Genomic DNA, 24,193 nt, shown 5'->3' with positions numbered 1-24,193 from the left:
ACGAAATCTACAGACGAAAAAAAAGACGTCTTTCGACGTCTTTCTTCTGGAATATTGGTACCGAGGATGGGACTCGAACCCACAAGCCCGTTAGGGCACTACCACCTCAAGGTAGCGTGTCTACCAATTCCACCACCTCGGTACTGAATACTTAGTGCGGGATATCGCTGGTCGGCTTAGCCGGTGCAGCTGGCTGAGTCTGCTCAGTTTTCGCTGGCGCGCTCAGATTTTCCCACTCGCTTCCTTTGCTGGTCTTGTTGCTGTTGATATTGCCAAGCGCCAGACTGATGATGAAGAACAGCGTAGCCAGAATCGCCGTTGTGCGGGTCATGAAGTTCGCAGAACCACTTGAACCAAACAGCGTACCGGAAGCGCCTGCTCCGAAGGAGGCTCCCATATCAGCGCCTTTACCTTGCTGCAGCATGATCAGCGCTACGAGAGCGATGGCTACAATAAGGAAAATAACTAAAAGAGCTTCGTACATAATCAACCTGTTCCTTGCGGATTTGCCGCATACCAATGCTTCGACCAATTAGCAGGATTTTTGTTTCCCACTGAAGCGGGTGTGAATACTAACCAAAGCGAATGTGCTTCGCAAGGGCAATTTTGACGCATTGTATCAACTGCGGAAAAAAACAGCAAAAAGCCATCAATTGCTCACAACAAAGGCGGCAAGCGCCGCCTTTTTAATCACTTAACGTGAAAAACTATGCAGCTTTTACGGCATCCGCAATACGGTGTGCAAATTCATTTACCTGCGCCTCATCTTCGCCTTCCACCATTACGCGGATCAGCGGTTCGGTTCCAGATTTACGCAGCAGAACACGCCCACGGTTGCCCAGGGCTGCTTCAACGTCAGCCATCACCGCTTTCACATTTTCATTTTCCAGCGGATCGCCTTTACCGGCGGTGAAACGCACATTCACCAGGATCTGCGGGAACATTTTCATGCCGCTGCAGAGATCGTGCAGGCTCATATGGTTGCGCGCCATGGCGGCAACAACCTGCAGCGCAGCGACGATACCGTCTCCGGTGGTGGTTTTATCCAGCAGGATCACGTGGCCTGAGTTTTCAGCCCCGATGCGCCAGCCTTTTTCCTGCAGTTTTTCCAGCACATAGCGGTCGCCCACTTTTGCACGGACAAACGGAATACCCAGCTGTTTCAGCGCCAGCTCCAGACCCATGTTGCTCATCAGCGTGCCTACTGCACCACCGCGCAACTGGCCCTGACGCAGACCTTCACGCGCAATGATATAGAGGATCTGGTCGCCGTCGACCTTATTACCTTCGTGATCGACCATGATCACGCGATCGCCGTCGCCATCCAGTGCGATGCCCAGATCGGCTTTTTCCGCCAGAACTCGCGCCTGCAGAGCACGAACGTCAGTCGCCCCCACCTGTTCGTTAATATTCAGGCCATCAGGCTCACAGCCGATGGTAATCACGTTCGCACCCAGTTCGCGGAAAACATTCGGCGCAATGTGATAGGTCGCACCGTTGGCGCAGTCCACCACAATTTTAAGATGGGCCAGGCTCAGTTCGTTCGGGAAAGTACCTTTGCAGAATTCGATGTAACGACCCGCGGCATCGACAATGCGGTTCGCTTTGCCCAGCTCGGCGGAGTCGACACAGGTGATCTCTTTTTCCATCTCTGCTTCGATCGCCTCTTCCACTTCATCCGGCAGCTTGGTGCCATCGATGGAGAAGAATTTAATGCCGTTGTCATAAAACGGGTTATGCGAGGCCGAAATCACAATCCCTGCTTCAGCACGGAAAGTACGCGTCAGATATGCCACAGCAGGCGTTGGCATTGGGCCAGTGAAGGAAGCGGAAAGCCCCGCGGCAGCCAGACCGGCCTCCAGCGCTGACTCCAGCATATACCCGGAGATACGGGTATCTTTACCAATGATGATTTTACGGGAGCCATGACGCGCAAGGACTTTACCCGCTGCCCAGCCCAGTTTCAGTACAAAATCAGGGGTGATTGGCGCATCACCCACGCGCCCACGAATACCATCGGTACCAAAATATTTACGATTACTCATAGCGTTTGTTTTCCTTCGCTGCCAGTGTAGCTTCCACTACACGCATGGCTTCTACTGTTTCTTTAACGTCATGGACACGAATAATGTGCGCGCCCTGCATCGCCGCAATTACAGCGCAGGCCAGACTTCCGCTCAGACGTTCGCTCGGCCCTACATTCAGTAACTGACCAATCATCGACTTTCTCGACATACCAACCAGCAATGGCAGGTCGAAATGATGGAATTCCGATAAGCGCGCAAGCAGCTCATAATTGTGAGAGAGATTTTTACCGAAACCGAACCCCGGGTCGAGCAGCAATTTCTCTTTTGCGATACCCGCACGTTCACAACGTGCAATATGCTCAATAAAGAAGCGATTTACGTCGGCATAAACATCGTCATACTTTGGCGCTTCCTGCATGGTTTTCGGCTGTCCTTGCATGTGCATCAGGCAAACCGGTAGCCCGGTCTCCGCGGCCGCCTCCAGTGCGCCAGGCTCCGTCAGCGAGCGAATATCATTGATGATGTGAGCACCCACTCTCGCGACTTCACGGATCACTTCAGGTTTAGACGTATCGACGGAGATCCACACCTCGAACCGCTGTGCGATAGCTTCAACCACAGGCACCACGCGCGCCAGTTCTTCTTCCACCGAAACGTCTGCCGCCCCAGGGCGCGTCGATTCCCCGCCTACGTCAATGATGGTGGCGCCCGCGTTAATCATCAAATTTGCGTGCTTCACAGCCTCGATAAGCGTGTTATGCGTGCCGCCGTCAGAGAAGGAGTCAGGCGTGACATTCAGGATACCCATCACATGCGGATGTGAGAGATCGAGATGCGAGTCCTGGGCGAATAGTTTCATGGTCAAATCCCTGGTATCAATATGGTTTTACAGAAAAGAAAAACCCCGGAGCAAGCTCCAGGGTTTGAGGTGCAAACATAGATTTCAACAGCAGTGACTTACTTGTCGCCCAACTGTTCTGACATGGTGTTGCCCGGGTTCGGCGTACGCGGTTCATCGACCGGACGCGGCGCACGCGGTGTGCCATTGTTGTCAGAATTGTTGGAAGCGCCTGGGTCTTCCCAACCCGCTGGCGGACGCACTTCGCGGCGAGCCATCAAGTCGTCAATCTGCGGAGCATCGATGGTCTCATATTTCATGAGCGCATCTTTCATCGAATGCAGAATGTCCAGGTTATCGTTCAGGATCTGACGGGCGCGATTGTAGTTACGCTCGATCAGCAGCTTCACTTCCTGGTCAATGATACGTGCGGTTTCATCGGACATGTGTTTCGCTTTCGCCACGGAGCGGCCCAGGAACACTTCGCCTTCTTCTTCCGCATACAGCAGGGGACCCAGCTTCTCGGAGAAGCCCCATTGGGTCACCATGTTACGCGCCAGGTTGGTCGCGACTTTAATGTCGTTGGACGCACCGGTCGAAACATGCTCCGCGCCGTAAATAATCTCTTCAGCCAGACGACCGCCGTAAAGGGTTGAAATCTGACTTTCCAGCTTCTGACGACTGGCGCTGATGGCATCGCCTTCCGGCAGGAAGAACGTCACACCCAGCGCACGACCGCGCGGAATAATCGTCACTTTATGCACCGGATCGTGTTCCGGCACCAGGCGACCGATAATCGCGTGACCGGCTTCGTGGTAAGCCGTGGACTCTTTCTGCGCTTCCGTCATCACCATGGAGCGACGTTCCGCACCCATCATGATTTTGTCTTTCGCTTTCTCGAACTCCACCATCGACACAACGCGTTTGTTACCGCGAGCAGCAAACAGTGCAGCTTCGTTGACCAGGTTTGCCAGGTCAGCACCGGAGAAGCCCGGCGTACCACGCGCGATGATTGCCGCGTCGACATCAGGTGCCAGCGGTACGCGACGCATGTGAACTTTCAGAATCTGTTCACGACCACGTACATCCGGAAGACCAACCACAACCTGACGGTCGAAACGGCCTGGACGCAGCAGCGCAGGGTCAAGAACGTCCGGACGGTTAGTCGCCGCGATAACAATAATACCTTCGTTACCTTCGAAGCCATCCATCTCAACCAGCATCTGGTTCAGCGTCTGTTCACGTTCATCGTGACCACCGCCCAGGCCTGCGCCACGCTGGCGGCCTACGGCGTCGATTTCATCGATGAAGATAATGCACGGTGCTGCCTTCTTGGCCTGCTCGAACATGTCACGCACACGAGATGCACCAACACCCACGAACATTTCAACGAAGTCAGAACCTGAAATAGTAAAGAACGGCACCTTCGCTTCACCCGCGATGGCTTTCGCCAGCAGGGTTTTACCGGTACCCGGAGGCCCCACCATCAGAACGCCTTTCGGGATCTTACCGCCCAGTTTCTGGAAACGGCTCGGCTCGCGCAGGTATTCAACCAGTTCGCCCACTTCTTCTTTTGCTTCGTCGCAACCTGCAACGTCGGCAAATGTGGTCTTGATCTGATCTTCCGTTAGCATACGCGCCTTGCTCTTACCGAACGACATGGCACCTTTGCCACCGCCGCCCTGCATCTGGCGCATAAAGAAGATCCAGACGCCAATAAGAAGCAGCATCGGGAACCAGGAGATGAAGATAGAAGCCAGCAGGCTTGGTTCTTCTGGCGGCTCGCCTACCACCTTGACGTTTTTGGTCAGAAGGTTATCAAGCAGCTTAGGATCGTTCACCGGGATGTAAGTCGTGTAACGGTTACTATCTTTCTTGGTAACGTTGATCTCACGTCCGTTGATACGCGCTTCGCGAACCTGGTCCTGATTGACCTCCTGCAGGAAGGTAGAATAATCCACCTTGCGGCCATTCGACTCGCTGGGCCCAAAGCTCTGGAATACTGACATCAGCACAACGGCAATGACCAGCCAGAGTATTAGGTTTTTCGCCATGTCACTCAAGGGATTAACCTCATATTACAACTGTGTTAAAAACAGCGTCAGGATACTCTATATCCCGTGTCATTCAAACTTTCGTCTGAAAGACGCGGGTTATCATTTTCGCCCGGTCGCTACAATATACACTTCTCGGGAACGGGCCCGGGAAGAGTCCGGCTTACGAACTTTAACCTTCGCAAACAGGGAGCGAATTTCCTTAAGATACTCCTCGAAACCTTCGCCCTGAAACACCTTCACAACAAAACTACCACCAGGCGCTAGTACATCACGACACATTTCTAACGCTAGCTCCACCAAATACATGGCGCGGGGGATATCCACCGCCGGTGTTCCACACATATTTGGTGCCATATCTGACATGACAACCTGGACCTTACTATCACCTACACGCTCAAGTAGCGCTTTCAGCACTAATTCATCACGAAAGTCGCCCTGAAGGAAGTCGACACCGACGATGGGATCCATTGGTAAAAGGTCGCATGCGATGATTCGGCCCGTTCCGCCGATCTGCGTAACCGCATACTGGGACCATCCGCCAGGTGCTGCACCGAGATCGACAACCGTCATTCCCGGCTTAAAAAGTTTGTCACTTTGCTGTATTTCATCAAGTTTAAACCAGGCACGGGAACGCAACCCCTTTTTCTGTGCCTGTTGAACATATTTATCGCTAAAGTGTTCCTGAAGCCAGCGGCTGGAGCTGGCAGAACGCTTTTTACCTGTCATTTAACATTTCCGTCCTGGTTCATCGTTACTTGCCTGTGACGTAAATTTCTACGCAGCTATTTGGCGATATAAGGGAGATGGCGGTAGAATGAACCGTTTTCAATCCCAACGTAAGCAAAAATATACGATGAATCTGAGTACTAAACAAAAACAGCACCTTAAAGGTCTGGCACATCCGCTCAAGCCTGTAGTCATGCTTGGCAACAATGGTTTGACCGAAGGGGTGCTTGCCGAGATTGAACAAGCGCTGGAACACCACGAGCTGATCAAGGTGAAAATCGCCTCTGAAGACCGAGACACTAAAAACCTGATCGTGGAAGCCATCGTGCGTGAAACGGGTGCCTGTAATGTACAGGTCATCGGTAAAACGCTGGTGCTCTATCGCCCATCTAAAGAGCGTAAAATCTCGCTGCCACGCTAAGGATATCCTGAATCGAACACATTTTCTGTGTAAAACGAGGGATTTCTGTCAGCAGGTGAGCAAAATGCCACGCTCCTTGAGTTGATAAAAGGCCGCTATGCGGCCTTTTTCTTTTCTTTACAATGTATCAACATCTTAGTCGAGATGCGAATTACAGGTATTCAACCTTAATAATTTCGTATTCCACTTCGCCACCCGGGGTGCGGATAGTGACAACATCATCCTGCTCTTTGCCAATCAGGCCGCGAGCAATCGGGGAGTTCACCGAAATGAGATTCTGTTTAAAGTCCGCTTCATCATCACCCACGATGCGATAAGTCTGCTCTTCGTCATTGTCCAGGTTCAGCACGGTAACGGTTGAACCAAAAATGACGCGGCCATTGTTAGGCATTTTGGTGATATCGATAACCTGCGCATTGGACAGTTTTGCTTCGATATCTTTAATACGCCCTTCACAGAAGCCCTGCTGCTCACGCGCCGCGTGGTATTCAGCATTCTCTTTCAGGTCGCCATGCTCACGCGCATCCGCGATAGCGGCGATGATTTCAGGGCGACGAACGGATTTCAGAAAATCCAGCTCTTCGCGCAGTTTTTCGGCACCACGTAAGGTCATCGGAATAGCTTGCATTTGTTATACCTCTTAAACATTCCTGTTGGGAGCAGTGTTCCCTGCCCCGGCCCCCATGAGCGGGCCAGAAGCAAAAAGAAAACCGACCCGGGAGCGAAGCCCCAGGTCAGCAACAATTTTCAATTTGATACGCATTTTACCGCGAAGTTCACTATGGGTCATCGTTTACTTTGCAGTGCTATGCACCGTAGTATGACGGTTTGTTTTCGGGTTGTTAGCGCGAGATTATGCGATTTTCCAGATTTATCATCGGATTGACTACCAGTATAGCGTTCAGCGTTCAGGCCGCGAATGTTGATGAGTACATTAATCAGCTACCCGCAGGTGCCAACCTTGCCTTGATGGTGCAGAAGGTCGGGGCGCAGTCGCCAGAGATTGACTATCACAGTCAACAGATGGCGCTGCCTGCCAGTACCCAGAAGGTGATCACCGCACTCGCCGCCCTGCTTCAGCTTGGGCCTGACTTCCGTTTTACCACCACGCTCGAGACCAAAGGCAACATCGAGGGTGGCGAACTGAAAGGCGATCTTATCGCCCGTTTCGGGGGAGATCCTACGTTTAAACGCCAGGATATCCGCAACATGGTCGCGTCGCTGAAAAAATCTGGCGTGCAGAAGATTGATGGCAATGTGTTAATCGACACCTCTATTTTTGCCAGCCACGATAAAGCACCAGGATGGCCGTGGAACGACATGACACAATGCTTTAGCGCTCCGCCAGCCGCCGCGATTGTGGATCGTAACTGCTTCTCCATTTCACTTTACAGCGCGCCAAAACCGGATGATTTAGCGTTTATTCGCGTGGCGTCTTACTACCCGGTGACGATGTTCAGCCAGGTTCGTACCCTCGCAAAAGGCTCCCCGGATGCGCAGTATTGCGAGCTGGACGTGGTGCCAGGCGATCTTAACCGCTTCACGCTGACCGGGTGCCTGACACAGCGCGCCGACCCATTGCCGCTGGCCTTTGCGATACAGGATGGCGCAAGCTATGCGGGTGCCATTCTCAAGGATGAACTGAAGCAAGCGGGAATAACCTATTCCGGTACCCTGCTGCGCCAGACGCAGGTCAATCAACCCGGTACGGTGATCGCCAGCAAACAATCTGCGCCGCTGCACGATTTGCTACGGATTATGCTGAAAAAGTCTGACAACATGATTGCTGACACGGTGTTCCGCATGATTGGTCACGCGCGTTTCGGCGTGCCAGGAACCTGGCGTGCGGGTTCCGACGCCGTACGTCAGATCCTGCGCCAACAGGCGGGGATCGATCTTGGCAACACCATTGCCGTCGATGGCTCTGGGTTATCGCGGCATAATTTGATCTCCCCGGCAACGATGATGCAAGTACTTCAGTACATTGCACAACATGACACTGAGCTAAACTTTATTTCGATGCTGCCACTTGCCGGACATGACGGTTCACTTCAGTACCGTGCCGGCCTTCATGCGGCCGGGGTGGATGGAAAAGTTTCAGCCAAGACAGGTTCACTGCAGGGGGTTTATAACCTTGCAGGCTTCATCACTACCGCCAGCGGGCAACGCATGGCATTCGTGCAGTATCTTTCCGGCTATGCCGTCGAACCGACCGACCAGCGTAATCGTCGTATTCCACTGGTTCGCTTCGAAAGCAGGCTTTATAAGGACATCTACCAGAATAACTAGCGATGAAACTACTCATAGTTGAAGACGATCTGTTATTGCAGGAAGGGCTGGCTCTGGCGCTGGCCAATGAAGGATATGCCCTCGACTGCGCCGCCACGGCGGCTGAGGCGGATGCCCTGATCCAGAGCGGCGAATACAGTCTGGTGATCCTCGATTTAGGCTTACCGGATAAAGACGGCGCTACGCAGTTAAGCCAGTGGCGCCGCCGGGGTATCGCCAATCCGGTATTGATCCTGACAGCACGGGATGCCATTGAAGATCGTATCAACGGCCTCGATTCTGGCGCTGATGATTACCTGGTGAAACCGTTTGCCCTTGCGGAGCTTCAGGCGCGGGTAAGGGCGTTGATTCGTCGTTATCAGGGACACAGCGATAACTTACTGACCGACGGCGATATTACGCTGAATCTGCAAACCCAGCAGGTGCTGTGCCAGTCCCTGCCGGTTGAAGTAACCCCTAAAGAGTTTGCGCTGCTGACGCGCCTGATTATGCGCAGCGGACAAACGGTACACCGCGAAACCCTGCAGCAGGATATTTATTCCTGGCAGGACGATCCCGGCTCAAATACCCTCGAAGTGCATATTCACAATCTGCGTCGCAAACTGGGTAAAGACCGGATTAAAACTGTCCGAGGCGTAGGCTACCGTCTGGAGAGCCAGAAATGAACAGCATGCGTCGGCGATTAATGGTTCTGCTGGCGGTCATTCTGTTATTTTTCCAGCTGATAAGCGTGATCTGGCTCTGGCATGAAAGCCGTGAACAGATTGGTTTTCTGGTCAACGAAACGCTCTCGGCGAAATCGCGCAATAATCATGTCGAGAAAGAGATCCGTGAAGCGATTGCCTCGCTGCTGGTCCCCTCTCTGGTGATGGTCGGTTTTACGCTGTGCTTCTCATTCTGGGCGGTCACCTGGATAACCCGGCCGCTGAATCAACTGCGCGTCAGCCTGGCGAACCGCTCGGCGGATAACTTAACCCCACTCCCTGTCTATTCCGACATGGAAGAAATTGGTGCCGTCACAACCTCGCTCAACCAGCTCCTCGCCCGTTTGGATCACACCATTCAACAGGAACGTCTCTTCACCGCGGACGCCGCTCACGAGCTGCGAACGCCGCTTGCGGGGATCAGACTGCATCTGGAACTGATGGCGCAGTCCGGCTCTCCACAGGCCACGACGTTAATTACCCGTATCGATCAGCTGATGCACACGGTTGAGCAACTGCTGATGTTGTCCCGTGCCGGACAGGCGATGGCGAGCGGTCACTATGAAACCGTCAACTGGACAGACGATATCATCATGCCGCTCGGTCTTGGACATGAAGCCAAAGAGCATACGGTGATATGGCCGGACAAAAGTCCGCTCACGGTGCAGGGTGATGCGGTACTTCTGCGTTTGATGCTGCGCAATCTGCTTGAGAACGCCGGGCGCTACAGTCCGTCAGGCACAACGATTCGCGTGACTCTGGCCGACGTTGACGGGGGGACACAGGTCAGCGTTATCGATCAGGGGCCGGGAATAGATGAAGCGCACCGCCAGTCGATTACTGAACCGTTCCGTCGTCTTGACCAGCGCTATGGTGGCAGCGGCCTGGGGCTGAGCATTGTGCAACGTATCGTGCAGCTCCACCACGGCAAGCTGACGCTGGAGAATGGTGCTGAGGGCGGCTTAATCGCCAGCTGCTGGCTGCCGTCCAGCCTGCAATAAAAAAGCCCCCTTCCGGGGGCTTTAAACTGCGATTAGTGCTTGTAGATGAACTCGACACCTTCTTCGTCGTCTTCATCCCAGTCGTCGTCCCAGTCTTCTTCCTCTTCCACTTCCAGCTCTTCGAGCTGTTGGCGGTGGTAGTCATCCCACATGAATTCGACTTTTTCTGGCTGTTTCGCTTCTTCAGCCTGAACAACCGGGTTCTCGATGATAAAGGTCATCACATCCCAGCACAGATCTTTCACGCCAACCTGGCTTGCCGCGGAGATCAGGTAGTATTTATCTTCCCAGCCCATCGCTTCAGCAATGGCTTTCGCTTTCGCTTCCGCTTCGGCTTTATCCATCAGATCGATCTTGTTAAAGACCAGCCAGCGCGGCTTGTTCGCCAGTTTTTCGCTGTATTTTTCCAGCTCGCCGATAATGATGCGGGCATTTTCTACCGGATCGGAACCGTCGATTGGATCGATATCGATGAGATGCAGCAGTACGCGGCAGCGCTCAAGGTGTTTCAGGAAGCGGATACCCAGACCGGCACCTTCTGCAGCACCTTCAATCAGACCCGGGATATCAGCAACCACAAAGCTCTTCTCGTTATCCATACGGACAACGCCCAGGCTTGGTACCAGCGTGGTAAACGGATAATCCGCCACTTTTGGCTTAGCTGCAGAGACCGCGCGAATAAACGTCGATTTACCGGCGTTTGGCATACCCAGCATCCCGACATCGGCCAGAAGCATCAGCTCCAGCTGCAGATCGCGCTTGTCGCCCGGCGTACCCATCGTTTTCTGACGCGGGGTACGGTTTACGGACGATTTGAAACGGCTGTTACCCAGACCGTGCCAGCCGCCTTTCGCCACCATCAGACGCTGACCGTGTTTGGTCATATCGCCCATGGTTTCGCCCGTCCCCTGGTCAATCACACGCGTACCGACCGGAACCTTAATGGTCACGTCTTTACCGCGTTTGCCCGTACAGTCACGGCTTTGACCGTTCTGACCACGCTCAGCGCGGAAGGATTTTTCGAAACGGTAGTCGATCAGCGTGTTGAGGTTCTCATCCGCCTCCAGCCACACGTCACCGCCGTCCCCACCGTCACCGCCGTCAGGACCGCCACGTGGAATATATTTCTCACGGCGGAAGCTCACGCAACCATTGCCGCCATCACCTGCCACGACCAGGATTGTCGCTTCATCAACAAACTTCATTTTACTCTCCGTAACTCATTCGCCTGAGCGGGGGACTACTACGACCGCTTCATTTTTGCGCCAACGCCCCCAAAGACGATGACCAATGGCGGAATACATCGCGCCCGCAACCACGACAAACGCACCGAGATAGCCCAACATGTTGAGCATCGGTCTGACGAAGACATCGGGCCAGGCCATTGATAACAAATCTGAAAATAACAGCGTAAACAGCGGGGTAAGCGTAATGAGTGCGCTCACCTGTGCTGCCTGCCAGCGCGCCATCGCTTCGGCCAGCGCGCCATAACCGACCAGCGTGTTCAGCCCACAAAAAATGAGGCACGCCAGTTGCCAGTCGCTAAGCTGGGTGATCACACCCGGTTTTGCTAACGGCAATAATGCTATTGTACACAAAGTGTACAGCAAAAAGAGGATCTGCTGTGAGGCCAAACGACGCAATAACACCTTTTGCGCGACGCCATAACTCACCCAAACCGTTGCTGCTCCCACACCGAAGATCACACCCCAGGTGTAATCCGTCAGTCGGGTAAAAATCTCTATCAGACTGGTGTTGAAGAACATCACCAGACCACAGAGCAACATGCTCGCCCCGATAATTTGCGTGCCACGCATCTTCTCCTTGAGGATAAAGACGCTGGCGACCATCATGCCGACCGGTGAAAGCTGACCAATCACCTGCGACGCCGTGGGGCTAAGATACTGCAGGGAAGAACTGAACAGTATGAAGTTACCGAACAGGCCACCCGTCGCGATAGCCAGCAACACCAGCCAGCGCGGTTTACGGAAGATACGCAACGGCGGAAGCTTACCTTTGATCGCGAGGATGGCCCCAAGGCCGATACTTGCCATCAGAAAGCGATAAAACACCACCGTTGGCGGCTCCATCACTTCCAGTACCTGCTTCATTGCAATTGGCAGCGCACCCCAGCACATTGCGGTCGTGAGCGCCAAAAGAATACCAATGCCGGCCTGCTGCTTCATGCCCGTTTTCCCTACAGAAAAAATTACCGGGTTTCCAATGTAAAAAGCCCCGCAACAGGTTGCGGGGCTTTAATCCGTTACCGGACCGAGAAAACCTTACTCAGCAACGATGCTGATGTATTTACGGTTGTTCGGGCCTTTAACTTCAAATTTCACTTTACCGTCTGCTTTAGCAAACAGAGTGTGGTCACGACCGCAACCTACGTTGTTGCCAGCGTGGAATTTGGTGCCACGTTGACGAACAATGATGCTACCCGCCAGAACGGATTCGCCACCGAAACGCTTAACGCCCAGGCGTTTAGCTTCTGAATCGCGACCGTTACGTGTGGAGCCGCCAGCCTTTTTATGTGCCATTTAAATCTCTCCTCAGGTCTTAGGCGCTGATGCCAGTAATTTTCACATCAGTGAACCACTGACGGTGGCCCTGCTGCTTACGGTAGTGTTTACGACGACGAAACTTAACGATTTTAACTTTCTCGCCACGACCGTGAGCAACAACTTCAGCTTTGATAACGCCGCCATCAACGAAAGGAACGCCGATTTTGACTTCTTCACCGTTTGCGATCATCAGAACTTCTGCGAACTCAACAGATTCGCCAGTTGCGATGTCCAGCTTTTCCAGGCGAACGGTCTGACCTTCGCTTACTCGGTGTTGTTTACCACCACTTTGGAAAACCGCGTACATATAAACTCCGCTTCCGCGCACATCCTCGTATGAATCAGAGTGCGCTATAAATATTCACAATAGGGCGCGAATATTACGCAAAACGCGAGCCTTTGACAAGTGCTACCATCAATACATGAAGAAAAAAAACACAACGCGTAAGGTAACGTTTATCTGAGCCGTTTTTTCAGTACAATCAGCACTACTATTGATAAACCTAACCCTTCGTTACCCCATTGAAGATGGGATAAACAGGATAAAAAGCCCGGCTTTTGCGATGAATTTAGAAAAAATCAACGAGTTAACCGCGCAAGATATGGCGGGTGTGAATGCAGCAATCCTGGAGCAACTCAATTCTGACGTTCAGCTGATCAATCAGTTGGGCTATTACATCGTCAGCGGCGGCGGTAAACGCATTCGCCCGATGATTGCCATCCTGGCTGCCCGAGCCGTCGGCTATCAGGGAAATGCTCACGTCACGATCGCGGCACTGATCGAATTTATTCACACTGCGACGCTTCTTCATGATGATGTTGTGGATGAATCAGACATGCGCCGGGGTAAAGCCACCGCCAACGCCGCCTTTGGCAATGCTGCCAGCGTCCTGGTGGGGGATTTTATCTATACCCGTGCCTTCCAGATGATGACCAGCCTGGGTTCGCTGAAAGTGCTGGAGGTCATGTCTGAAGCCGTTAACGTGATTGCTGAGGGCGAAGTGCTTCAGCTGATGAACGTCAACGACCCTGACATCACCGAAGAAAACTACATGCGCGTGATTTACAGCAAAACTGCGCGCCTGTTTGAAGCGGCTGCACAGTGTTCCGGCATTCTGGCTGGCTGTAGCGAAGCCCAGGAAAAAGGGCTGCAGGACTATGGCCGTTATCTGGGTACCGCATTCCAGCTGATTGATGATTTGCTGGATTACAGTGCAGACGGCGAAACGCTCGGCAAAAACGTGGGTGATGACCTGAACGAAGGCAAACCGACGCTGCCGCTACTCCATGCGATGCGCAACGGGTCAGCCGACCAGGCGAAAATGATCCGTGAAGCGATCGAGCAGGGAAATGGTCGTCATCTTCTGGAACCCGTGCTGGAAACAATGGCCATTTGCGGATCGCTGGACTGGACGCGTCAGCGTGCCGAAGAAGAGGCGGATAAAGCCATCGCCGCACTTCAGGTTATCCCGGACAGCCCATGGCGCGATGCGCTCATTGGTCTTGCCCATATCGCCGTTCAGCGCGACCGTTAATCCTGCTCTCCCCTCCCCGCGGCCCTCGCGGGGAGATTCCAGTACACACCTGTATATTCCTCTTTCACGTAAACGCACCGGTTTACAGACCGCATGAATAAAGCCATGCCTTATTCTGAATATCCCTACCAGTAACGCGAACTTTTTAGAACAAGAAATTGAAATGGGTATAGTAAGGCCAGTCGTTTCAGACGAAATGGCGTAAGTGAATCCGAACTTAAGGACAGCGTTATGGACACGAAATTTATCGACTGGCACACAGCAGATATCATTGCGGCACTGCGCAAAAAAGGCACATCACTGGCTGCGGAATCTCGCCGCCATGGCCTGAGTTCTTCAACCCTGGCAAATGCCCTTACGCGCCCCTGGCCGAAGGGAGAGTTGATCATTGCGACGGCGCTGGATACGCATCCGTGGGTGATCTGGCCTTCGCGTTACCACGATCCCATTACCCATGAATTTATCGACAGATCGCGCATGATCCGCCAGAGGAAAGTGAAGAAAGACCCGCAGGAATAGCGGTTTTTTTGACAGGAACAGCAACCCCCCGGTCATTTCTGGCAGGGGGCTGCCGGAACGATTACTCGCCCTTCACACGCTCGATATTCGCACCCAGCGCGCGCAGTTTATCTTCGATACGTTCATAGCCACGATCAATGTGATAAATACGATCAACGACCGTCGTCCCTTCCGCAATACAACCCGCCAGCACCAGGCTTGCAGATGCACGCAGATCGGTTGCCATCACCTGAGCACCAGACAGTTTCTCAACGCCGTGGCAAATCACGGTATTACTCTCGATCTCAGCATGTGCGCCCATACGGATCAGTTCCGGTACGTGCATAAAGCGATTTTCAAAGATGGTCTCGGTAATGAACCCCGTCCCTTCCGCCACCAGGTTTAACAGGGTGAACTGCGCCTGCATATCGGTCGGGAAAGCAGGATGCGGAGCTGTACGCACGTTTACCGCTTTTGGACGGTTGCCGTGCATGTCCAGGCTGATCCAGTCTTCACCGATTTCGATATCAGCGCCTGCGTCACGCAGTTTCGCCAGCACCGCATCCAGGGTATCTGGCTGCGCGTTGCGGCAGGTAATTTTCCCGCCTGAAATCGCGGCAGCAACCAGGAACGTCCCGGTTTCGATACGGTCTGGCAGGACGCGGTACACGCCGCCGCCCAGACGCTCAACGCCTTCGATGGTGATACGGTCGGTGCCCTGGCCGGTGATCTTCGCACCCAGCGCCACGAGGAAGTTCGCGGTATCCACAATCTCCGGTTCACGCGCGGCGTTTTCGATGATGGTAGTACCTTCTGCCAGCGTTGCCGCAGACATGATGGTGACGGTGGCACCAACGCTCACTTTGTCCATGACAATGTGCGCGCCTTTCAGGCGGCCATTCACAGACGCTTTAACATAACCTTCTTCGAGTTTGATCTCGGCGCCCAGTTTCTCCAGGCCAAAGATGTGCAGGTCAACCGGACGTGCGCCGATTGCGCAGCCACCCGGCAGGGAAACCTGACCCTGACCAAAACGTGCCACCAGCGGGCCAAGCGCCCAGATGGATGCACGCATGGTTTTCACCAGATCGTAAGGTGCAGAGAAGTTGTTTACGTTGCTGGCGTCGATCCAGACGGAACCGTTACGCTCAACTTTGGTGCCCAGCTGGCTGAGCAACTTCATGGTGGTGTCGATATCTTTCAGCTTCGGTACGTTCTGAATTTCTACCGGCTCTTCCGCGAGCAGCGCAGCAAAGAGGATGGGCAGCGCGGCATTTTTTGCGCCAGAAATTGTGACTTCGCCCTGGAGACGCGTTGGCCCCTGTACACGAAATTTATCCATTGTGTGCTCTCTTATAAATTCAACCGTGCTGCGGGCGTGTCGCCCACAACTCAAAAACCGTTTAGTTTGCGATCGCGTGCCCACTCTTGAGGGGTGAACGCTTTAATCGACAGGGCGTGGATGCGGTTATCCGCAATGTATTCCATCAGCGGCGCGTATACAGCCTGCTGTTTCTTCACACGGCTCATACCGTCGAACATCTCACCCACAGCAATAACCTGGAAGTGACTGCCATCGCCAGTGACGTGGGCTTCCTGAAGGGAGAGTGCATTCATCAGCACTGTCTGGATTTCATGATTTTCCATGGGTTCTTAATCATCTGATAGTGAAAACAAGCCCAACATCTTAGAGCAAAGTGGCGTCGTCTTAAACAAGCAAAAAGCCCCGACGTTGAATCTGTCAGGGCTTTCAGAAGTAACGCACTGAAAATATTAACGAGGCAGTACGTCCTGAGGGAGATTATAGAGCTGGGCCAGGGTGACCACATTATCGCTCGCCGCGTGCAGCGTAACGCTTGTCCCCTGCTTTTTCCCCACGGCAACAAGATGGGCCAGCAGCGCGACGCCTGCCGTGTCCACCCGTGAAATGCCGCTCAGATCGATAACCGTCACGCCCTGCATCGCTTCAAAACGTTTGTCCCAGAGCGGGTTCAGCAGATCCTGGTCGAGTTCACCCGTCAGCTTCAACGTCTCACCCTCACGCGACCAGCTCAGTTGATCCGACATTACTTCTTCTCGTCCAGAGAGATTTTCTGACGCGAGATAGACTGCAGCTGTGCGGTCAGGCCATCAATGCCTTTGGTGCGCAGCAGGTCACTCCACTCGTTCTGTTTAGTGGTGATCATGCTCACCCCTTCGGCAATCATGTCATAGGCCTGCCAGTGACCGGTCTGGCTGTTTTTACGCCACTGGAAGTCCAGGCGTACTGGCGGACGGCCATTAGGATCGATAATCGTGACGCGGATAGGAATGATAGTCGCGTCGCCCAGCGGCTGCTCTGGCGCAATCTGATAGGTCTGACCGTGATACATCGCCAGTGCCTGACCGTAAGCCTGTTTCAGGTATTCACGGAACGCGGCGAAATAGGCATCGCGCTGCGCCGGGGTCGCGTCTTTGTAATAACGGCCCAGAACCAGCGCACCCGCATATTTGATCTGCACGTACGGCAGCAGCTCTTGATCAACCACGTCGCGCAGATAATCAGGATTGGAACGAATTTTCGGCTGTTCGTTTTTAAGCCGGTCGAAGGTCTTCTTCGCAGCCTCATCCATCAGTTTGTACGGGTTACTCTGATCCGCAGCATGCGCCGCGGTGAGAGGGGCAATGACCAGCATGGCAACCATTAACAGTCGTTTAAACATGAATGACTTCTCCTGAAATTAATTCGTCGTGCCTGGTGTCGGTGCGACACTGGCAGGATCTTCGCTCTGCGCAGGGGCAGCGTCGGACTTCTTATCATCTCCTTTACTGTTATAAAGGAACTGACCAATCATATCCTCCAGTACCATCGCGGACTTCGTATCCTGGATTACGCTACCGTCTTTAAGGATAGTCGTTCCCAGCTCCGGGTCTTCAAAACCGACGTTAAGCGCCAGATATTGCTCACCCAACAGGCCGGAAGTGCGGATAGAAAGCGAGCTGGTGTCCGGGATATGGTTGTAACGCTCTTCAATATCCATCGACACGCGCGGCAGATAGGTTTTCTCATCAAGCGTAATGTCAGAGACACGTCCGATGACCACCCCGCCTATACGTACCGGCGAGCGCGCCTTCAGCCCGCCGATGTTATCAAAGGTCGCATAAATGCGATAAGTCGGCTCGGTGCGCACAGACGTGATATCCGCCGCTCTCAGGCAGATAAACAGCGCGGCCAGCAACGCCAGTAACAGGAACACGCCGACCCAAATTTCATTTTTTCTCGTTTGCATGAACTCAATTCCCAAACATCAGTGCGGTGAGCACAAAATCCAGACCCAGTACGGCCAGCGACGAATGTACGACAGTACGTGTAGTTGCACGGCTGATGCCCGCCGAGGTCGGGATCGCATCATAGCCATTGAACAAGGCGATCCAGGTGACCGTAATGGCAAATACCACGCTTTTAATCAGACAGTTAACCAGATCCATTCGCAGATCGATGGCGTCCTGCATGGCCGACCAGAAGAAGCCCGCATCGATGCCCTTCCAGTGAACGCCAACCAGCGAGCCGCCCCAGATACCCACGGCGACAAAGAGGATCGTCAGGAGCGGTAAGGAAATCACCCCCGCCCAGAAGCGTGGCGAGATCACGCGACGCAGCGGGTCGACCGCCATCATCTCCATGCTGGAAAGCTGCTCGGTCGCACGCATCAGGCCAATTTCAGCGGTCAATGCTGACCCTGCACGCCCGGCGAACAACAGCGCCGCCACCACCGGCCCCAGTTCACGCAGCAGCGACAGCGCCACCAGCATGCCGAGGCTGGTTTCGGCACTGTAGGTCGTCAGAACGAGGTAGCCCTGCAGCCCCAACACCATGCCGATAAACAGACCGGAGACAATGATGATGAGCATCGACAGCACGCCGACATTATAGAGCTGCCGCACCAGTAGCGGTGCATGCTTACGGAATTCCGGCTTGCCGACCAGCGCGTTGAACAACATCAATCCGGCACGCCCGAACGTCCTGATGGTTTTTATGCCACGGTGTCCAAGAGCGGCCAATGCATTTAACAGCATCAGTGGCTTAACTCCCTATTCCCAGTAAATCGTCACGATAGTCGCCCGCCGGGTAGCGGAACGGCACAGGCCCATCCGCAATGCCGTCGAGGAACTGCCGTACACGCGGATCGCCGTTTTCCTGCAACGCCTGAGCGCTGCCATGCGCGACGATCCTTTTGTCTGCCACAATGTAGGCATAGTCGGCGATGCTCAGCACTTCCGGTACATCGTGAGAAACCACTATACAGGTTACACCGAGCGCGCTGTTCAGTTCAGAGATGAGCTTCACCAGCACGCCCATCGTGATAGGGTCCTGCCCGACGAACGGTTCGTCGAACATGATTAAATCGGGTTCTAAGGCGATGGCGCGTGCCAGCGCGGCGCGGCGTGCCATACCGCCGGACAACTCTGAGGGCATCAGTTTTGCAGCCCCTCGCAGCCCCACGGCCTCAAGCTTCATCATTACCGTACTTTTCAGCAGCTCTGGCGGCAGACTGGTGTGCTCGCGCAGCGGATAGGCCACGTTATCGAAGACGTTCATGTCCGTGAACAACGCTCCCGACTGGAAAAGCATACTCATGCGTTTACGAACAGTATACAGGCGCGATCGTGACATCTCGGGGATGTTTTCGCCGTCAAAGAGGATTTCACCGCTATCGGGTGGGATCTGGCCACCAATAAGGCGCAGCAGGGTCGTTTTACCGATCCCGGACGGCCCCATGATGGCAGTGATCTTGCCACGCGGTACGGTCAACGAAATATCATCGAATATCAATCTGTTGGCGCGAGAAAAACTCACACCCCGGACATCAACTAAATTCGCCATAGTGTGGCTCATTTATGGTTCCTTTCTTACCCTGCTCACGTTAAGCATGCAGACTGAATCAGCCCTAAACTCAGCATTTTTACAGAATATTAGCCGTTGAGGTTAGCGAAAGCTGGCATTTGTTTTACTTTTCCGGCGCATAAAGTCAAAATTAGGAATTCGTTACGCCTCAGACTGTATGCAGTCCTGCCATTCCATTCCTGCGCGATGGACCGACGAGTATACCTGAAGAAAGGACTTTTGATGCTTTTAGCAATAGCACTGTTAATAATTGGTTTACTTTTGGTGGTCTACAGTGCTGACCGTTTGGTATTTGCTGCATCTATCCTGTGCCGCCTGACTGGCGTACCGCCTGTCGTCATCGGGATGACCGTGGTCAGTGTCGGCACCTCGCTTCCTGAAATCATCGTCTCTGTCACGGCATCACTGCACGGTCAGTTAGACCTTGCCGTCGGCACCGCGATTGGTTCCAACATCGTCAATATCTTACTGATCCTTGGCCTGGCGGCCCTGCTCCATCCATTTCGCGTGCATTCTGATGTTCTGCGCCGTGAATTGCCGCTAATGTTAATCGTAAGCCTGCTGGCAGGGTGCGTATTTTATGATGGCGTACTGAGCTACGGTGACGGCATTTTCTTGCTGGCGCTGGCCGTTATCTGGCTGCTGTATAGTGTTAAAATCGCCCGTCTGGCAGAAAAACAGGGCCAGGATAGCCTGACGCGAGAGCAGGTCGCCGAACTCCCGCGTGAAGGCACGCTGCCTGTAGCGCTGCTGTGGCTCGGCGTCGCGCTGATCATCATGCCGATGGCCACGCGCATGGTCGTCGATAACGCCACGGTGCTGGCGAACTATTTCGCCATGAGTGAGCTCACCATTGGCCTGACGGTCATTGCCATTGGCACCAGTCTGCCGGAACTTGCCACCGCTATCGCAGGGGCACGTAAAGGTGAAGATGACATTGCCATAGGCAATATTATCGGTTCAAACATTTTTAATATCGCCATCGTGATGGGCCTGCCGGCCCTGATAACGCCCGGGCCTTTTAACCCCCTGGCATTCTCACGCGATTACGGGGTGATGTTGCTGGTCAGCGTCATTTTTGCCCTGCTCTGCTGGCGGCGGCAACGACAGATCGGCAAAGGCGCAGGGGCGCTGCTGACGGGTGGATTTATCGTATGGATGGCGATGCTGTACTGGCTTTCGCCTCTTCTCTCTGGGTAAACGGAAACGCATTATGTCGCAAATAGAATTGCAGCCGGGTTTTGACTTTCAGAAAGCAGGCAAAGAGGTTCTGGAGATTGAACGTGAAGGTCTGGCGCAGTTAGATCAGTACATTAATCAGGATTTTAGTCTGGCATGTGAGAAGATGTTCTACTGTGCCGGTAAAGTCGTGGTGATGGGCATGGGCAAGTCCGGTCACATTGGGCGCAAAATGGCGGCAACGTTTGCCAGCACCGGAACCTCTTCCTTCTTTGTACACCCGGGGGAAGCCGCGCACGGCGATCTGGGCATGGTAACGCCGCAGGATATCGTCATCGCGCTATCGAACTCCGGTGAGTCTAATGAGATCCTGGCGCTGATCCCCGTGCTGAAGCGGCTGCGGGTTCCGCTTATTTGCATGACCAGCCGCCCGGAAAGTAGCATGGCGCGCGCGGCGGATATTCACCTGTGCGTGAAAGTGCCTAAAGAAGCCTGCCCGCTGGGTCTTGCTCCAACGTCCAGCACGACCGCTGCGCTGGTCATGGGCGATGCGCTTGCCGTTGCGTTGCTGGAAGCCCGCGGTTTTACCCCGGAAGATTTCGCGCTTTCCCACCCAGGTGGCGCGCTCGGGCGTAAGCTTCTGCTTCGGGTTAACGATATTATGCACACTGGCGATGAGATCCCTCACGTCAGTAAAGAGGCCTCCCTGCGCGATGCACTGCTGGAGATCACCCGCAAGAATCTGGGTATGACGGTTGTGTGTGACGACCTGATGAAGATCCAGGGGATCTTCACCGATGGCGACCTGCGCCGCGTGTTCGACATGGGTGTTGATGTTCGCACGCTGGGCATCGCTGATGTGATGACGTCCGGCGGTATCCGTGTTCGTCCGGGTACGCTGGCGGTGGATGTGCTGAACCTGATGCAGTCCCGTCATATCACCTCAGTGATGGTTGCCGATGGCGACCAGTTGCTGGGTGTGGTACATATGCATGATCTGCTGCGCGCAGGCGTAGTGTAATGAAGGATAAGACAATGAGTAATGCGGGTGCATCCCTTGCAACCTGTTATGGTCCGGTCAGTACCCATATGATGGCAAAGGCGGAAAACATTCGCCTGCTCATCCTGGATGTGGATGGGGTACTCTCTGATGGCCTGATTTACATGGGCAATAATGGTGAAGAGCTGAAAGCGTTTAACGTTCGCGATGGCTACGGTATTCGTTGTGCGCTCACATCAGGCATCGACGTTGCCATTATCACCGGTCGGAAAGCTAAACTGGTTGAAGACCGTTGTGAAACGTTAGGCATTACCCATCTGTATCAGGGTCAGTCCGATAAGATGGCGGCGTTCAACGATTTACTGGGTAAACTGGCTGTCGCGCCGGAAAACGTGGCCTATGTCGGGGACGATCTGATTGACTGGCCGGTGATGGCTGAAGTCGGTCTGAGTATCGCCGTGGCCGATGCGCATCCGCTGCTGATCCCGCGCGCTGACTATGTCACCCATATCAACGGTGGCCGTGGTGCCGTACGTGAAGTCTGCGATCTGCTTTTGCTGGCGCAGGGCAAGCTTGATGAGGCCAAAGGGCAATCGATATGAGTAAAACCAGACGTTGGGTTATCATTCTGCTTTCGCTTGTCGCACTGGTATTGATTGGCGTGAACCTTGCCGATCGCGACGATACGCAGACGGAAGTGGTCAATACGAGCGAGCCAACCTATAAAAGCGATCACAGTGACACCGTGGTCTACAGCCCGGAAGGTGCGCTGAACTATCGCCTGATTGCCCAGCATGTTGAATATTTTTCAGATGACGGTATTTCGTGGTTTACCCAGCCAGTCATGACCACGTTTGATAAAGACAAAGTGCCGACGTGGTCGATTAAATCTGACCGGGCAAAACTGACGAATGACCGTATGCTTTATCTGTATGGCCACGTTGAAGTCAACGCCCTGACCGCTGACTCACAACTGCGCAAAATCACGACGGATAATGCACAGATCAACCTCGTGACCCAGGACGTGACGTCGCAGGATCTGGTCACACTGTATGGCACAACATTTAATTCCAGCGGTTTAAGAATGCGCGGGAACTTACGCAGCAAAAACGCCGAGCTGATTGAAAAGGTTAGAACCTCCTATGAAATTCAAAACAAACAAACTCAGCCTTAAAGTAATTATCGCCAGTGCGATGCTGGCGACCAGTCTTCCCGCGCTTGCTGTAACGGGCGATACTGACCAGCCTATCCATATCGAGTCCGACACGCAGTCGCTTGATATGCAAGGCAATGTCGTTACCTTTACCGGTAACGTCGTCATGACCCAGGGCACCATTAAAATCAACGCCGACAAAGTGGTCGTTACCCGTCCCGGTGGCGAGCAAGGCAAAGAGATCATTGATGGCTATGGCAACCCGGCAACCTTCTACCAGATGCAGGATAACGGCAAACCCGTGAAAGGCCGCGCCACACATATGCACTATGAGCTGGCGAAGGACCTGGTCATCCTGACCGGTAACGCTTATCTGGAACAGCTGGACAGCAACATCACCGGCGACCAAATCACCTATCTGGTGAAAGAGCAAAAAATGCAGGCCTCCAGCGAGAAAGGCAAACGCGTAACCACCGTGCTGGTTCCGTCGCAGCTGCAGGACAAAGGTAAGGGTCAGGCCCCGGCACAGAAGAAGAGTAACTAATTCGTTATGGCAACATTAACTGCAAAAAATCTCGCGAAGGCCTACAAGGGCCGCCGTGTCGTAGAAGATGTCAGTCTGACCGTCAACTCCGGCGAAATTGTAGGCCTGCTTGGCCCTAACGGTGCGGGCAAAACCACAACTTTCTACATGGTCGTTGGTATCGTGTCGCGCGATGCGGGCAACATCGTCATTGATGATGAAGATATCAGTCTTCTGCCGCTGCATGCGCGTGCGCGTCGCGGTATCGGCTATCTGCCGCAGGAAGCCTCCATTTTCCGCCGCCTGAGCGTCTTCGATAACCTGATGGCCGTCCTGCAAATTCGTGACGATCTGACCAGCGAACAGCGTCAGGACCGGGCTAACGAGCTGATGGAAGAGTTCCATATCGAACATCTTCGCGACAGCCTCGGTCAGGCGCTGTCCGGCGGTGAACGCCGTCGCGTTGAGATTGCGCGTGCGCTGGCTGCAAACCCGAAATTTATCCTTCTGGATGAACCGTTTGCAGGCGTTGACCCCATCTCCGTTATCGACATTAAACGTATCATTGAGCATCTGCGCGACAGCGGGCTTGGCGTACTGATCACTGACCATAACGTCCGTGAAACGCTGGCCGTGTGCGAACGCGCATACATCGTGAGCCAGGGCAATCTGATCGCCCACGGTACGCCGCAGCAGATCCTCGAAGATGATCATGTTAAGCGTGTCTACCTTGGGGAAGACTTCAGACTCTGATAGGGTAGAGGTAATGTAACGCCGAACCGGAGAAAAATGC

At 53.8% G+C, this 24,193-nt stretch carries 29 protein-coding genes and 1 tRNA gene; 12 read left to right on the top strand and 18 right to left on the bottom strand.

The genetic code is table 11. The features are described from left to right. Nucleotides 1-55 precede the first annotated feature (55 nt). The 6 genes from AM410_RS09800 to rlmE form a co-directional block, all read right to left on the bottom strand. A tRNA-Leu gene (locus AM410_RS09800) sits at nucleotides 56-142 on the bottom strand. Nucleotides 143-151: 9 nt separating this feature from the next. Next, nucleotides 152-484, bottom strand: coding sequence for a preprotein translocase subunit SecG (gene secG / locus AM410_RS09795; protein ID WP_020883537.1), 333 nt, complete (start codon nucleotides 482-484; stop codon nucleotides 152-154). Nucleotides 485-707: 223 nt separating this feature from the next. Continuing rightward, nucleotides 708-2,045 (bottom strand): phosphoglucosamine mutase, encoded by a 1,338-nt coding sequence (gene glmM, locus AM410_RS09790; protein WP_014171789.1) that lies wholly within the window; start codon nucleotides 2,043-2,045, stop codon nucleotides 708-710. After that, nucleotides 2,038-2,886: a dihydropteroate synthase gene (folP, locus tag AM410_RS09785; RefSeq protein ID WP_020883535.1), complete on the bottom strand. Its 849-nt coding sequence runs from the start codon at nucleotides 2,884-2,886 to the stop codon at nucleotides 2,038-2,040. Before folP ends, glmM begins: the two co-directional genes overlap by 8 nt. Before the next feature lie 98 nt (nucleotides 2,887-2,984). Then, nucleotides 2,985-4,919 carry an ATP-dependent zinc metalloprotease FtsH gene (ftsH, locus tag AM410_RS09780; RefSeq protein ID WP_025202925.1) on the bottom strand — a complete coding sequence of 645 codons (1,935 nt, stop codon included), beginning with the start codon at nucleotides 4,917-4,919 and terminating at the stop codon, nucleotides 2,985-2,987. 102 nt (nucleotides 4,920-5,021) lie between these two features. Next, nucleotides 5,022-5,648, bottom strand: a complete 627-nt coding sequence (gene rlmE, locus AM410_RS09775) for a 23S rRNA (uridine(2552)-2'-O)-methyltransferase RlmE (RefSeq protein WP_014171792.1) — start codon at nucleotides 5,646-5,648, stop codon at nucleotides 5,022-5,024. A 127-nt stretch (nucleotides 5,649-5,775) separates the two neighbouring features. On the opposite strand from rlmE, the gene yhbY reads away from it, so the two are divergent. After that, the gene (gene yhbY / locus AM410_RS09770) at nucleotides 5,776-6,069 is read left to right on the top strand and encodes a ribosome assembly RNA-binding protein YhbY (protein ID WP_003861814.1); all 294 of its coding nucleotides are present in this window, start codon (nucleotides 5,776-5,778) and stop codon (nucleotides 6,067-6,069) included. A gap of 151 nt (nucleotides 6,070-6,220) precedes the next feature. Here yhbY and greA read toward each other — a convergent pair whose 3' ends face one another. Continuing rightward, the gene (greA, locus tag AM410_RS09765; RefSeq protein WP_014171793.1) at nucleotides 6,221-6,697 is read right to left on the bottom strand and encodes a transcription elongation factor GreA; all 477 of its coding nucleotides are present in this window, start codon (nucleotides 6,695-6,697) and stop codon (nucleotides 6,221-6,223) included. 227 nt (nucleotides 6,698-6,924) lie between these two features. Here greA and dacB point away from each other — a divergent pair, with 227 nt between their 5' ends. From dacB to pmrB, 3 genes are read left to right on the top strand one after another with little or no spacing between them, the layout of a single operon-like run. Continuing rightward, entirely contained in the window at nucleotides 6,925-8,358 is a 1,434-nt protein-coding gene (gene dacB, locus AM410_RS09760; protein ID WP_025202924.1) for a serine-type D-Ala-D-Ala carboxypeptidase, read from the top strand. A 2-nt stretch (nucleotides 8,359-8,360) separates the two neighbouring features. Further along, nucleotides 8,361-9,023 carry a two-component system response regulator PmrA gene (gene pmrA, locus AM410_RS09755; protein ID WP_014171795.1) on the top strand — a complete coding sequence of 221 codons (663 nt, stop codon included), beginning with the start codon at nucleotides 8,361-8,363 and terminating at the stop codon, nucleotides 9,021-9,023. Next, a complete protein-coding gene (pmrB, locus tag AM410_RS09750) occupies nucleotides 9,020-10,063 on the top strand; it encodes a two-component system sensor histidine kinase PmrB (RefSeq protein ID WP_014171796.1) in 1,044 nt (347 codons plus the stop codon). The genes pmrA and pmrB overlap by 4 nt, the downstream gene beginning before the upstream one ends. A 32-nt stretch (nucleotides 10,064-10,095) precedes the next feature. Here the strand turns inward: pmrB and cgtA are convergent, their stop codons facing one another. From cgtA to rplU, 4 genes are all read right to left on the bottom strand, one after another. Next, the gene (cgtA, locus tag AM410_RS09745) at nucleotides 10,096-11,268 is read right to left on the bottom strand and encodes an Obg family GTPase CgtA (RefSeq protein ID WP_014171797.1); all 1,173 of its coding nucleotides are present in this window, start codon (nucleotides 11,266-11,268) and stop codon (nucleotides 10,096-10,098) included. Between the two features lie 15 nt (nucleotides 11,269-11,283). Then, nucleotides 11,284-12,249: a DMT family transporter gene (locus tag AM410_RS09740; RefSeq protein ID WP_014171799.1), complete on the bottom strand. Its 966-nt coding sequence runs from the start codon at nucleotides 12,247-12,249 to the stop codon at nucleotides 11,284-11,286. A 96-nt stretch (nucleotides 12,250-12,345) separates the two neighbouring features. Continuing rightward, the gene (gene rpmA, locus AM410_RS09735; RefSeq protein ID WP_004385076.1) at nucleotides 12,346-12,603 is read right to left on the bottom strand and encodes a 50S ribosomal protein L27; all 258 of its coding nucleotides are present in this window, start codon (nucleotides 12,601-12,603) and stop codon (nucleotides 12,346-12,348) included. Nucleotides 12,604-12,622: 19 nt separating this feature from the next. After that, a complete protein-coding gene (gene rplU / locus AM410_RS09730; protein ID WP_003025032.1) occupies nucleotides 12,623-12,934 on the bottom strand; it encodes a 50S ribosomal protein L21 in 312 nt (103 codons plus the stop codon). A 256-nt stretch (nucleotides 12,935-13,190) separates the two neighbouring features. Between rplU and ispB the strand changes: the two genes are divergently transcribed. Further along, nucleotides 13,191-14,162 (top strand): octaprenyl diphosphate synthase, encoded by a 972-nt coding sequence (gene ispB, locus AM410_RS09725; RefSeq protein ID WP_020883532.1) that lies wholly within the window; start codon nucleotides 13,191-13,193, stop codon nucleotides 14,160-14,162. Nucleotides 14,163-14,393: 231 nt separating this feature from the next. Next, a complete protein-coding gene (gene sfsB / locus AM410_RS09720; protein WP_014171802.1) occupies nucleotides 14,394-14,681 on the top strand; it encodes a DNA-binding transcriptional regulator SfsB in 288 nt (95 codons plus the stop codon). Nucleotides 14,682-14,742: 61 nt separating this feature from the next. Here sfsB and murA read toward each other — a convergent pair whose 3' ends face one another. The 7 genes from murA to mlaF all read right to left on the bottom strand — a co-directional run bounded on the left by murA (nucleotide 14,743) and on the right by mlaF (nucleotide 19,536). Next, a complete protein-coding gene (gene murA, locus AM410_RS09715; protein ID WP_020883531.1) occupies nucleotides 14,743-16,002 on the bottom strand; it encodes a UDP-N-acetylglucosamine 1-carboxyvinyltransferase in 1,260 nt (419 codons plus the stop codon). A gap of 50 nt (nucleotides 16,003-16,052) precedes the next feature. Next, the gene (ibaG, locus tag AM410_RS09710) at nucleotides 16,053-16,307 is read right to left on the bottom strand and encodes a BolA family iron metabolism protein IbaG (RefSeq protein WP_008501458.1); all 255 of its coding nucleotides are present in this window, start codon (nucleotides 16,305-16,307) and stop codon (nucleotides 16,053-16,055) included. Nucleotides 16,308-16,433: 126 nt separating this feature from the next. Continuing rightward, nucleotides 16,434-16,727, bottom strand: coding sequence for a lipid asymmetry maintenance protein MlaB (gene mlaB / locus AM410_RS09705; protein WP_014171806.1), 294 nt, complete (start codon nucleotides 16,725-16,727; stop codon nucleotides 16,434-16,436). Continuing rightward, a complete protein-coding gene (gene mlaC / locus AM410_RS09700; RefSeq protein ID WP_014171807.1) occupies nucleotides 16,727-17,362 on the bottom strand; it encodes a phospholipid-binding protein MlaC in 636 nt (211 codons plus the stop codon). The genes mlaB and mlaC overlap by 1 nt, the downstream gene beginning before the upstream one ends. Nucleotides 17,363-17,380: 18 nt before the next feature. Beyond that, the gene (gene mlaD / locus AM410_RS09695; protein ID WP_025202923.1) at nucleotides 17,381-17,929 is read right to left on the bottom strand and encodes an outer membrane lipid asymmetry maintenance protein MlaD; all 549 of its coding nucleotides are present in this window, start codon (nucleotides 17,927-17,929) and stop codon (nucleotides 17,381-17,383) included. Between the two features lie 4 nt (nucleotides 17,930-17,933). After that, a complete protein-coding gene (mlaE, locus tag AM410_RS09690) occupies nucleotides 17,934-18,716 on the bottom strand; it encodes a lipid asymmetry maintenance ABC transporter permease subunit MlaE (protein WP_010436044.1) in 783 nt (260 codons plus the stop codon). A 7-nt stretch (nucleotides 18,717-18,723) separates the two neighbouring features. Further along, nucleotides 18,724-19,536, bottom strand: a complete 813-nt coding sequence (mlaF, locus tag AM410_RS09685) for a phospholipid ABC transporter ATP-binding protein MlaF (protein WP_073396306.1) — start codon at nucleotides 19,534-19,536, stop codon at nucleotides 18,724-18,726. Nucleotides 19,537-19,767: 231 nt separating this feature from the next. Here mlaF and AM410_RS09680 point away from each other — a divergent pair, with 231 nt between their 5' ends. The 6 genes from AM410_RS09680 to lptB are packed head-to-tail and all read left to right on the top strand — an operon-like array spanning nucleotide 19,768 to nucleotide 24,153. Next, nucleotides 19,768-20,745: a calcium/sodium antiporter gene (locus AM410_RS09680; protein ID WP_108647761.1), complete on the top strand. Its 978-nt coding sequence runs from the start codon at nucleotides 19,768-19,770 to the stop codon at nucleotides 20,743-20,745. A gap of 13 nt (nucleotides 20,746-20,758) precedes the next feature. Next, a complete protein-coding gene (kdsD, locus tag AM410_RS09675; protein WP_020883527.1) occupies nucleotides 20,759-21,745 on the top strand; it encodes an arabinose-5-phosphate isomerase KdsD in 987 nt (328 codons plus the stop codon). Nucleotides 21,746-21,759: 14 nt separating this feature from the next. After that, on the top strand, nucleotides 21,760-22,326 hold the full coding sequence (kdsC, locus tag AM410_RS09670; RefSeq protein WP_014171813.1) for a 3-deoxy-manno-octulosonate-8-phosphatase KdsC: 567 nt from the start codon (nucleotides 21,760-21,762) through the stop codon (nucleotides 22,324-22,326). Further along, on the top strand, nucleotides 22,323-22,898 hold the full coding sequence (gene lptC, locus AM410_RS09665) for an LPS export ABC transporter periplasmic protein LptC (protein ID WP_014171814.1): 576 nt from the start codon (nucleotides 22,323-22,325) through the stop codon (nucleotides 22,896-22,898). The genes kdsC and lptC overlap by 4 nt, the downstream gene beginning before the upstream one ends. Beyond that, a complete protein-coding gene (gene lptA / locus AM410_RS09660; RefSeq protein WP_020883526.1) occupies nucleotides 22,867-23,421 on the top strand; it encodes a lipopolysaccharide ABC transporter substrate-binding protein LptA in 555 nt (184 codons plus the stop codon). Before lptC ends, lptA begins: the two co-directional genes overlap by 32 nt. Nucleotides 23,422-23,427: 6 nt before the next feature. Then, the gene (gene lptB, locus AM410_RS09655) at nucleotides 23,428-24,153 is read left to right on the top strand and encodes an LPS export ABC transporter ATP-binding protein (RefSeq protein ID WP_014171816.1); all 726 of its coding nucleotides are present in this window, start codon (nucleotides 23,428-23,430) and stop codon (nucleotides 24,151-24,153) included. The last annotated feature ends 40 nt before the right edge of the window (nucleotides 24,154-24,193 follow it).

Source organism: Enterobacter cloacae complex sp. FDA-CDC-AR_0164, assembly GCF_003071645.1.
Taxonomy (GTDB): domain Bacteria; phylum Pseudomonadota; class Gammaproteobacteria; order Enterobacterales; family Enterobacteriaceae; genus Enterobacter; species Enterobacter ludwigii.
Note: the sequence above shows the minus strand (reverse complement) of the source record. Positions and strands in the feature narration are given on the sequence as shown.